At 38.7% G+C, this 11605-nt stretch carries 6 protein-coding genes and 6 pseudogenes; 6 read left to right on the top strand and 6 right to left on the bottom strand.

Annotation, left to right across the window (positions count from 1 at the left end; all coding sequences use genetic code 11):
* The first annotated feature begins 108 nt into the window (after positions 1-108).
* The 5 genes and pseudogenes from PVK62_RS16475 to PVK62_RS16500 all read left to right on the top strand — a co-directional run.
* On the top strand, positions 109-810 hold the full coding sequence (locus PVK62_RS16475) for a cytolethal distending toxin subunit A/C (RefSeq protein WP_274421034.1): 702 nt from the start codon (positions 109-111) through the stop codon (positions 808-810).
* Positions 807-1613 carry a cytolethal distending toxin subunit B family protein gene (locus tag PVK62_RS16480; protein WP_274421035.1) on the top strand — a complete coding sequence of 269 codons (807 nt, stop codon included), beginning with the start codon at positions 807-809 and terminating at the stop codon, positions 1611-1613. Before PVK62_RS16475 ends, PVK62_RS16480 begins: the two co-directional genes overlap by 4 nt.
* 3 nt (positions 1614-1616) lie before the next feature.
* Positions 1617-2150 (top strand): hypothetical protein, encoded by a 534-nt coding sequence (locus tag PVK62_RS16485; RefSeq protein ID WP_274421036.1) that lies wholly within the window; start codon positions 1617-1619, stop codon positions 2148-2150.
* 230 nt (positions 2151-2380) lie between these two features.
* Positions 2381-3454, top strand: a pseudogene (locus tag PVK62_RS17710) (ISAs1 family transposase).
* Positions 3455-3473: 19 nt separating this feature from the next.
* Positions 3474-3596 (top strand): annotated as a pseudogene (locus PVK62_RS16500) (IS6 family transposase); the annotation flags it as partial.
* Between the two features lie 37 nt (positions 3597-3633).
* Here PVK62_RS16500 and PVK62_RS16505 read toward each other — a convergent pair.
* The 4 genes and pseudogenes from PVK62_RS16505 to PVK62_RS16520 form a co-directional block, all read right to left on the bottom strand.
* Positions 3634-3876 carry a hypothetical protein gene (locus PVK62_RS16505; protein ID WP_274421037.1) on the bottom strand — a complete coding sequence of 81 codons (243 nt, stop codon included), beginning with the start codon at positions 3874-3876 and terminating at the stop codon, positions 3634-3636.
* 6 nt (positions 3877-3882) lie between these two features.
* Complete coding sequence (locus PVK62_RS16510; RefSeq protein ID WP_274421038.1) at positions 3883-4497, bottom strand: hypothetical protein; 615 nt, start codon at positions 4495-4497, stop codon at positions 3883-3885.
* Positions 4498-4723: 226 nt separating this feature from the next.
* A pseudogene (locus PVK62_RS16515) lies at positions 4724-5938 on the bottom strand (IS91 family transposase).
* A 394-nt stretch (positions 5939-6332) separates the two neighbouring features.
* Positions 6333-9299 (bottom strand): hypothetical protein, encoded by a 2967-nt coding sequence (locus tag PVK62_RS16520; protein WP_274421039.1) that lies wholly within the window; start codon positions 9297-9299, stop codon positions 6333-6335.
* A gap of 278 nt (positions 9300-9577) precedes the next feature.
* Here PVK62_RS16520 and PVK62_RS16525 point away from each other — a divergent pair.
* Positions 9578-9880, top strand: a pseudogene (locus PVK62_RS16525) (IS6 family transposase); the annotation flags it as partial.
* A gap of 188 nt (positions 9881-10068) precedes the next feature.
* Here PVK62_RS16525 and PVK62_RS16530 read toward each other — a convergent pair.
* Positions 10069-11283: pseudogene (locus PVK62_RS16530) on the bottom strand (IS91 family transposase).
* A gap of 72 nt (positions 11284-11355) precedes the next feature.
* Positions 11356-11605: pseudogene (locus tag PVK62_RS16535) on the bottom strand (ISNCY family transposase); the annotation flags it as partial.

The following is an 11605-nucleotide window of genomic DNA, read 5'->3' on the forward strand; positions in this document are numbered from 1 at the left end:
TATTTACCGCAATATTTTGAGATGTATGTAGTAACCGTGATAGATTAGAGTTGTTTTTGCGTGTTTTTGATATATAAAATTACTATTTATTTTATGAGAGTTATTAGCATGATAAAAAAATTAGTATTTATTGTATTACCTATAGTAACCGGATGTTCGTCATCAGGAATTGGTGATTATCCAGAGTTTCCGCATTCTAAAATGGAATTAGTCGGTGAGGCTGGGAAAATTGTAAATGAAAAAAACGTGCAATTTTTTTCACCTAATAATACAGCTTCTATAGATGTATCTTTGTTAAGTGCCGGAGGCGCGGTATTAACGGTTTGGGCAAGGCCTGTAGGTAACTGGTTATGGGGTTATACACCTTTCGATTCTTCTGATTTTGGCAACAATAGAAATTGGAAAATCATTGATGGAGTGACAGAAGGGCGTTATAAATTCGTAAATAGTGAGCAAGGCTCATGTATCGAGGCTTATAAAAATGGTGTCATTCATAATACATGTGTAAGTGGAAAGTTATCACAAGAATTTGAATTGATTCCATTAATGAATGGCGCTGTATCAATAAAGAATGTTGACACATCTCAGTGCTTAAGAGCTGAATTTCTTGACCGAACGATACGTTCTCCTTATGCGTTCTCAATTTTTATGGAGCAATGTACAGATATGAATAATGAAGTGTTTGAACAACAGTGGATTATTTCTCCTCCAATTCAATCGTCATTAGCTAATATTATTATACCAACATTAGTTCCACCATTACCGGTTAAAAAACTTGAGCCTATTGTACATAAGGATTCAATTCGATGAAAAGTTTTGCGTTTATTCTTAGTATACTTCCTCTATTATCATGGGCGGCCATCGATGATTATAACGTTTCTACATGGAATCTACAGGGGTCGTCGTCGTTAACAGAAAATAAATGGAATAATAATGTTCGCCAATTAATTTCTGGCGCTAGGTCTAGTGATATATTAATGCTTCAGGAAGCCGGAAGTGTTCCATCTTCAGCCGTATTGACTCCAAGAGAATTCTATACACCAGGTATTCCCATGAATGAATATGAATGGAATCTTGGTACTAATAGTCGTCCGCAAACTATGTTTATTTACTTTTCTAGGGTAGATGTTGGTGCTAATCGCGTTAATTTAGCTATTGTATCTTCGCAGCGAGCTGATGAAGTTATAGTGTTACCTCCTCCAACTGTTGCATCGCGTCCCATTATAGGTATCCGTCTGGGAAATGATGTTTTTTTCTCTACACATGCTTTAGCTAATAGAGGCGTTGATGCTCCTGCTATTGTCAACAGTGTTCTACAGTATTTTGATCGTCAAACAGACCCCATTCGACAGGCCGCTAATTGGATGATTGCTGGTGATTTTAATCGATCCCCTGTTGACTTGCAAAATAGTTTAGATATACCTGCTCAAAGGCATACTCAGATTGTCGCCCCTGTTGATCCAACTCAAGCAAGCGGGGGGACTTTGGACTATGCCGTTATTGGGAATTCTGTAAGTTTCATTCCTTCGCTATTAAGGGCTTCATTATTATTTGGTAATATGAGAGGACAATTTGCGTCCGATCATTTTCCAGTTGGTTTTTTTAGGAGATAACCAATGAAAAGATTTTTATGCACTTGCGGATTGCTCTTAGTAATATCTGGTTGTAGTAGTAACGAAGTATTGCAGTCTACTTCTGATACAATGAAATTTAATGTTCGAAATGTATATACTGGCGGTATTATTGCGAATTGGAATGGTAAAGGATTTAATCATAATAATTGGGAGATAATAGAAGTTGAAACAACTAAAAAAACTTTACTTATAGATCCTAGTGGTTGGGTTAAATTTAAAAATCCAGATGCTGACGAATGTTTAACGGTGGATGATAATAATCAATTGATTTTAAACTCATGCAGTAACGATAAGTCTATGATGTTCACACTTATTCCTTCAACATCTGGTGCTGTTCAATTAAAGTCTATTGGTAACCAACAATGTTTAGGTCGAGGTGATTCAATTGTGGATTTTCAATTTAAACGATGTATTGATAAAAGCAGCTTAGCAAAAGAACCCGTAAATAGCGGTAATTTATGGATGATAAATCCGTCTCTTAATCCAGCGAAATACTCACCATTATTTATTAAATAACCTCAGATCGGTTTAATTTATCTCAATGATGAGCTTAAATTAATTTTAGCTCATCATCTGCCAACTGGGGTTGTGAGGTTGTTGAAAAAATTCATTTCTAACCGAAAATCCCCTCTCTTTTAATTAAGCTACCATCTCAATGACTCAATTTAAATAACTTTATTTTCGATTGGAACTTTTTCTGATAGTTACGATCAGATCATGAAGTAAAAAAATGAGAAACTCGTTCAATTATCATTGAACAGCTAAAAAAAGTGAAAGATACCCATTCGCACATCAACCAAGTCTACCCTGTTATGGAAGTCGCTTTTGTTGTCATAACAGCCATTCTGTGTAGTCAAAATAAATGGACGGATATCAAGGATTTTGGTGAAGGAAATATCGACTGGTTACGTGAGTATTTCCCCTACAAAAATGGCCTTCCTACCCGACATAATATTGCAGCCATTATGAGGACTGTTGTTCCTGAAACGCTCTTAGATGGGATGGTGGGCTGGGTTAATTTGCATAGGGAGAGGCATGCTCAGCCCATCATCAGTGTTGATGGAAAGGTTCTGAAAGGAGCTAAAGCGAATAAGCAAGATAACCCTCTTTATATGGTCTCAGCGTTCGATGTTGACGAGGGTTTGACTCTCCACATCAACCCTGTGAAGGCAAAGGAATGGAGCTAACAGCGATAAGAAAACTGTTAGATCCTTTAGATATAAAAGGATGTTTATTAACAGCGATGCCCTGCATTGTCAGGTTGAAACTCTGAATAAAGTAGTAAATAAAGGTGGTGATTTCTTAGTGCAAGTCAAACTGAATCTACACAATTCAAAGATTATTGGTATTTTCCTGAAGATAAACAAGAGTCGTACATTATTGAAGATAAAGGGCATGGCAGAAAAGAGAACCGTGAGGCTTATGTTCTCCCAGCTGCCTTCAGTGAAGTACTCAGATAAAAGTGGTCTGTCGTTAAAAGTATTGTTGCAGTGGTGAAAGATAGAACTATCAAAGGGAAGGAAGTTATGAAACTTCATACTATATTTGCACAGACCATTTATCCTTAGAGCTAGCCTCCCAAGCAACCAGAAAACACTGGCACATAGAGAACCAGCAGCACTGGGCGTTGGATGTTATTTTCAAGGAAAATGAGCAACGTATTTATGCTGGAAATTTAGTATTAAATATGGCTTGCTGTAGATGCTTTGTTAGAAAGTTGTTTAGGAAATCCTAAGGGAATTTGTCAGTACCAAGAAATATGAATAAAGCTTGCATGGAATAAAGATTACAGAGTCTCTGTTCTGTTTACATCAGATTAACAAAGTTCATTCGCGCCCTTTACGAATGTTGAATAAGGGACAATTTGATTTTTGGCTGCGTAACGATAGACGAAAAACAATAGTACGGGAGAGAGCCACCTTCATTAATCGTCTCTTTAATATTGAGGTCATTCTACAATGATAATGAGCCCATTGTAGGACTCATTTATCTATTCAGATTATTTGCAACAAGCCCATTTTATACAGTTAGCAGGAGTACTATTATCACGAGTCCAAACAGTCTCAGCATCACCAAGTGGTAACCACGTCATACCTTCTGACATATTTACTGGCGGTAAATCTTGTTCGTGAACATACATACCTACTGGCACAGCTCCTTTCACACCATGAGTACGAGCTTGTGCTTTTGCGGTATCGGAATTACGCAGGCCATACATTTCAAAATAAGAATTCCAATCCATGCCTGTTCAGTAAGATAACGAAACCAGCATAAAGTCATTACCTTGAATGGCGTTCATTGTGCCGTGTGTATTTGTCCAATCAAACATAGCAAAACCTAAACGTTCACGATTTACGTTCCACGTTGCTTCATCTGTTGCATACTTACCGTAGATGCGCTCATGTAAGTAAAGCATAGAATAGATGCCCCAGCCGCTTTTTAGTACTGAATCATCCGCAAGCGTTTTACCATGCATTTGTAATGCCATTTGCGTATAGAAAGACATACGAATGCCATTGATAGCAGCATATCCACCATGTGACCAGATTGCTTCATGGCGTGATGTCTTGCCTGTATCTAAAATGCCACATGTAGGCGTGTAAACAACACGATTACCCTCGGCGTCAGTTACATTTGCATAATCAGATTGCAGTGCAAAAAACGTTTCTTTACCATTCATATGAGGATCATTTAATGGTGTTGTTTCCCCATCAATAACCGTATGTCCGTTCCACATTACATAATAAGGGAAGATGTTATTTGAGTTCTCACCTGAACGGTTACTGTATTGACTCCATGTATTTCGGTTGTCTTCTGTAGCATAACCCACACGTAAACGACCCGTTTGCAAGTTGTGACCCAATTCATGTCCATCTAGCCAACCACGAGGAGAAATACTGCCACTTGATGGTTAGGAATTTCAATCCTAACCATCAAGATAAAATGCCTCATTTTTTCTTATCAGAGTCTTCGACTTATTATTTTTTAACGCCTATCTTCATGCAAAAACACCGTTTTTGTATGGTTTCTGCTCAAATTTATGCGATTTAGACGTAGGTATCCTACGCCGCGCTCCTTAATCGCTTATCTTATCTCATACTAAAGCGACGTGAATCCAGTAATTCGTCATTCTTTGGGCCTTTTGTAAAACCTGTAAATATCATCCTGTTTCCACAAAGTGTGCATTTGTATGGATCGTTACCTGTAAACCCTTTGTATTGTTTGGCGTACGTTAATTTATCTGTCTGCTCTGGCTTTGTACTTTCTAAAGCCGCATAAACTAACGGAAGTAAACGACCTCGTTTACTATTGGAGAGAAAACCGTAGTAGCGCACCATCTTTAGATGCTTTTGAGGGATATGGTTTACGTAACGCAAAATCATCTCTTCTTGCGTTAGAGTCATTGTTTTGTGCTCCCCATCTCTATGGCCTAAATACTTAAACACCACCGTTCCTCCGCTATAATGACGCAGTCTTGAGGCAGATATCGGTGGGCGCTTTAGGTAGCGACCTAAATAATTTACGGTTTGCTTTAACAGCTTAGTCTTCTTTGTAAAATGGATGTTCCAATATCTTTGATATTGGCGCTCTAAGAAAAAATTCCACTGACGGTAATCCTGGATGTGCTCTGTGCTCCCTGTTGATAAATTTAGCTCATCGTACTTTCGTCTGAGTAAATCAATTAAGCTTCGACGCTAGTGATACTCCACATGCTTCTTTTTGAAATAGATAGGCTGCCAGTTATCATTTTCATCTAACCCGCCTCGTGTTACGGATAAATGAATATGTGGATGCCAATTGAGGCCTCTGCCATAGGTATGTAAAGCCCCAAATATACCGACTTCAAGGCCCATTTTTTTTGCCCAATTTAACAAGGTATTTGCAGCAAGAGAAAATAAGTCATTTAAGAGCTCTGGGTTTGCGTCGAATATTGGCCAGAGCTCACTAGGCATAGTGAACGTGATGTGCTGATGCTCGCAATCTGGCATCACTTCCAGCTGCGTGGCTATCCATTGCTCTGTAGATTTTGTACCACAAGAGCTGCATGCCTTCGTTTTACAACTCTGACATATTACTTTCGTGCCGTAACAGTTTGATTTTTCACAACCGTAGTGCTTAGCTCCCATCGCATTGGTACCGCATGCAAGCATTCTTTCTATACAAGTGATTTGCCACAGACTAAAGGTATGAGCGTGTTTCCATAGCGCCTTTTCCCAAGCATTGTCTTTTTCAAAAAGAAGCTTAGTAGCTCGAGGGATAAATTCTTTTTGGGCATGACGTCGGCGTCTGTAGTTGCGTGGCAAGAGGTGAGTAATTCGAGATAAGAAAGGATGTAGAGATCATAGCGTTAATTGAATGAATGTTGAATACATAATTTAACGCGGCCTCGCTCGATGCGCAGCATCGCTATCTTGAATAATTATATCTGAAGGGTATTGGTAGCAAGAAAAATCCATGTAACGCTCTAGTTAAGATTAAATACATAACTTTGAGCATTACATGCCTGTTTAGTTCTTTTTCATGCGACAGAACCAAATATTCCAGCATGACCGTTTATAGTACTGCATCTTAATTTTCATTGTAGCTGCGAAATAAATGCCTATTGACAACGGGAGGAAGTCCTTATAGTTGTTTTCTGTTCCATTGGTGCTCACCCCCCTAACAATGCCTCACACAAAAATGTGTGAGGCATTGTTTTTATTTATACTCTAGGGTTGTCCATCCACTGCTAAAAGCCCAACGATTACCATTTGACCAGTAAACATTCGGTAACTGGGCACACTGATTTTTTTCATTTACAAAACCGGTCCCGTAGAACGGCGGATTATCAATTTGGCACAATGGTTGACCATTTTGGTGTAATACCAGCTCACCTTTCTGCTCTGGGTTGTAGAGAGACAACCAATCAAATTCATTAGCTTTTGATTGTAGTGCAACATGAGACCCATTGGATTGACGATAGTTTATATCATCGCCTGAACGACAACTGACCTCTTTATTATCTTGCATCACATAACCGTAATATTGCTCACCATCTTCAAAGGTGAATCGACATAGGTAAGGTTTCTCTGAACCCATTGCTGATTTAGCCATCAAAATTCGCTCTTGATTATTCATTGCGGCAACCGTTTGAACATTAGTCTGCTCACCATTAGTCGCCCAATTTTTGGCTATATTAGAGTAGGTCATGAAATAATCATCAATCAGATACATATGAGTATCCGAGCGATGCTTACGTTTATTGTTATCGATACCGTTATGACGATATTGCTGATATTCCGGTTTATAGAAGCCGTTAATACTATCGTCCGTATAAGGCAGATCGCCTTTGCGAATATGATAGTTTGCCAGTGCCGTAATTAATGGATGCCAGCCATTACTGCCATTAGCAAAACTAGTATGGTGACCATAGGTTGCTTTTCCATCAAAACCGTGGCCGAATTCGTGGGCAATGACGCCCCACGTTCCATAGTAGTGAGTATAAAACATCCACGTATCAACCCCAGTGATGCCAGCACCACCAAGACCACCGCCAATAGAGGTTACCCCCCCATTCACGTAGGCACGATTCATTAAGCCATTATACCAATATCGGTAATCTTGCTCGGTGAAGAATCCTCCTGGTGCATCCACTGGGCCCGCGTTAGCGTGCATATCGTAACCAAAAATATTTTTGAAATTGAACCAAACGTGTTCAAATTCATCTTCTGAAACGATGTATGCCAAGTTGGTTAATATGATCAACCATTCACGTGCATAAAGGGCATTCATCATGCGCCAGTTACCGGTATGGTTTGATGCAAAACGAATTTCCCATGTCGGTTTCAGGCGTGCCAATTTTTTTGCAAATAGATCGGTATCTGAATTAAAGCGATGCTCAAACTGTTTGCTATAGTTCATGGTGCTCGAAAATAAGTCAGCCAAATCGAAATAACCATCATCATTACTACTATTAAACTGCCCTTGGCCGAATGCAGATAATGGCAAAGTGATTTGAGCATAAGCAGGCAAGCGATCAATGTTAGTTAATACAAACCATTTTTCGATACCCGCTAATTTAAGCTCCACCGTGAGATCTTTTAACTCCACGGCGGCATAGTTGGTGATCTGCACCGTATCAGTATCAATAAACTCAGTTTTAATCAACGAGTTAACATTGACAGAACGCAGCGCTGGGTTTGTAACCAGAGAGTGTGGTTCATCAAGAGACAGCACCTCATTAACCGAGGTCGGCATCAATTGATCGAATAGGATTTTAGTCGTTTCAACTTGCTGATCGGCGATAAACGGAACTTCGTAGCTTCGCAATTGATCAAATCGGATTTCGCTTTGCGTCGCCGTAACTAACTCGCCGTCGTTATAATGCACGTCATAAAGATTATTGACCAGATTCGCGTCAAGATGAGTGATAATACGCGTTGGATCGCTGAAGACAAAGTCATTAGCAATAACATCAACAATATTGTGCCATTCAAGGCGACCCGCATGATTCACCACCAATTGATCACCCGACTTATCAACTTTTTGCAATTTTGTATTGATGATCTTTTTAGGTATCAATGCTTCGCCCGAGCTGACTGCGGATTCAACATCATTTAAGTCGTAGATATAATAATTTTTGTTCGCTGTAACCACCATAAGGTAGTGTTCCAATACATGCATTTGTACTTTACGATGAGTATATTGCCCTTCGAATTGTAAAACTGCGTGTATTGGCGCTTTTAAGTGGTTTTCGGCGGTTACATCTTGTTGACGATAAACTGATATTTTTTCAGATGCACCAGCAACAATAACATAATCTTTATTAGATACTGTCGCCTGAGGGCGGAATAATGCGGTTGGCCCACTACCACCTAGAGTCGTAACATGTTGGTGTTGATTATCTAAATTAAAAATATCGACACGATTTGAATTAAGTGATGCTACATACAATAAGTTACCTTGGATATATAACTCATTCAAACGGCGAAAAGGATAAAATACGTCATTAGCCTCAAAACCTTTAATTTCGCTCAACACCTGACCAGTATCAACATCTAAAATCACGACCGTACCAGGATCTGTATCGTGAGTAACATAGAGGCGATCTTGATAACGTTCAACCGCAGTAATATTTAAATTCTCTAAGCCCATATCATTTGCAGAAATTGTTTTTCCGCGTTCAAAGTACTCGATATTCGTATTAAAATTATTCAATGAGCATGATGACGTTTCTAGGACAATACGTTCTATCTGGCCATTTTTAATTACACCATTAGGATAATATTCAAGTAAACAACCATCACCATATTCATAATTTCCAAAGTATTTATTAGTGACCACCAAACCGTTGTCATACCATGTTAACTCCCATTCATTACCAATGAAATTAAACACGTTACGAAATGCACTTTCGTCATTAAATGGTATAGGGAAATCAAAAAGAATGTAATTATCATTATTTAAAAGGTACTTTTCCCCATTTACCAACAGATATCGATCCAAGCCTTCAATGACAATATTTTTAGGTATGTCAGCAAGTTGACGTAAAGACTCTAATGTCATTCCAATATTTTCATATATGTCTTGGTAACTAGATTTGAAGTAGTTTTGTTCTGTACTTGTTGCTAATGCTGATGAGCAAAAAGAAGCGGCCAGCATAACTGACAATAAAGTTGGTTTCATTTTTATTCCTTTAATTTGTATTAAAAACACACTAACTTGGCTGAAAATCTCAGCGGAAGTATTTATTTTATCTTTATTCTTTTTTGCGTAATTTATTACCACGCACTTCGTATCGTTTAATTAAAATCTCGTAAATGATACACAAGAGAAAGAGTTTGGGTAGAATATTAATCGTATTGATGACTAAATATCACAAATTCTGGTTCTGTCGCATGAAAAAGAACTAAACAGGCATGTAATGCTCAAAGTTATGTATTTAATCTTAACTAGAGCGTTACATGGATTTTTCTTGCTACCAATACCCTTCAGATATAATTATTCAAGTTGTACGTTATTACGTATCATATAAACTCAGCACTCGTGATATTGAAGAGATTTTCACTGAGCGTGGCAGTGCTATTGACCATTCCACTGTAAATCGTTGGGTTATTACTTTTGCACCTATGCTAGAGCAAAACGCACGTCAATTAAAACGTAAAGTCTCCCCATCATGGCGTATGAATGAAACCTATATCAAAATTAAAGGTGAATGGTGGTATTACTACCGAGCTGTTGATAAATTTGGTGACATCGTTGATTTTTAATTGATGGTTAGGAATTTCAATCCTAACCATCAAGATAAAATGCCTCATTTTTTCTTATCAGAGTCTTCGACTTATTATTTTTTAACGCCTATCTTCATGCAAAAACACCGTTTTTGTATGGTTTCTGCTCAAATTTATGCGATTTAGACGTAGGTATCCTACGCCGCGCTCCTTAATCGCTTATCTTATCTCATACTAAAGCGACGTGAATCCAGTAATTCGTCATTCTTTGGGCCTTTTGTAAAACCTGTAAATATCATCCTGTTTCCACAAAGTGTGCATTTGTATGGATCGTTACCTGTAAACCCTTTGTATTGTTTGGCGTACGTTAATTTATCTGTCTGCTCTGGCTTTGTACTTTCTAAAGCCGCATAAACTAACGGAAGTAAACGACCTCGTTTACTATTAGAGAGAAAACCGTAGTAGCGCACCATCTTTAGATGCTTTTGAGGGATATGGTTTACGTAACGCAAAATCATCTCTTCTTGCGTTAGAGTCATTGTTTTGTGCTCCCCATCTCTATGGTCTAAATACTTAAATACCACCGTTCCTCCGCTATAATGACGCAGTCTTGAGGCAGATATCGGTGGGCGCTTTAGGTAGCGGCCTAAATAATTTACGGTTTGCTTTAACAGCTTAGTCTTCTTTGTAAAATGGATGTTCCAATATCTTTGATATTGGCGCTCTAAGAAAAAATTCCACTGACGGTAATCCTGGATGTGCTCTGTGCTCCCTGTTGATAAATTTAGCTCATCGTACTTTCGTCTGAGTAAATCAATTAAGCTTCGACGCTAGTGATACTCCACATGCTTCTTTTTGAAATAGATAGGCTGCCAGTTATCATTTTCATCTAACCCGCCTCGTGTTACGGATAAATGAATATGTGGATGCCAATTGAGGCCTCTGCCATAGGTATGTAAAGCCCCAAATATACCGACTTCAAGGCCCATTTTTTTTGCCCAATTTAACAAGGTATTTGCAGCAAGAGAAAATAAGTCATTTAAGAGCTCTGGGTTTGCGTCGAATATTGGCCAGAGCTCACTAGGCATAGTGAACGTGATGTGCTGATGCTCGCAATCTGGCATCACTTCCAGCTGCGTGGATATCCATTGCTCTGTAGATTTTGTACCACAAGAGCTGCATGCCTTCGTTTTACAACTCTGACATATTACTTTCGTGCCGTAACAGTTTGATTTTTCACAACCGTAGTGCTTAGCTCCCATCGCATTGGTACCGCATGCAAGCATTCTTTCTATACAAGTGATTTGCCACAGACTAAAGGTATGAGCGTGTTTCCATAGCGCCTTTTCCCAAGCATTGTCTTTTTCAAAAAGCAGCTTAGTAGCTCGAGGGATAAATTCTTTTTGGGCATGACGTCGGCGTCTGTAGTTGCGTGGCAAGAGGTGAGTAATTCGAGATAAGAAAGGATGTAGAGATCATAGCGTTAATTGAATGAATGTTGAATACATAATTTAACGCGGCCTCGCTCGATGCGCAGCATCGCTATCTTGACTAACCTTAGCAAACTTAAGGACTCCTCCTAAACGTTTGTTATCCGTAATGGCTGCTTCATTTACTGTTCTTAATTTATCAAATACTGTGCACTTAAAGGATTTTCCGCAATGTTTGATATCTATCGTTCCATCAGGATAATCATATATCATCAACTTTTTCCCTATGAGTCTTATTGTCTCTGGCGTATTTTCTAGTAAGTAGACGACC

Source organism: Aliivibrio sp. S3MY1, assembly GCF_028765575.1.
Classification (GTDB): domain Bacteria; phylum Pseudomonadota; class Gammaproteobacteria; order Enterobacterales; family Vibrionaceae; genus Aliivibrio.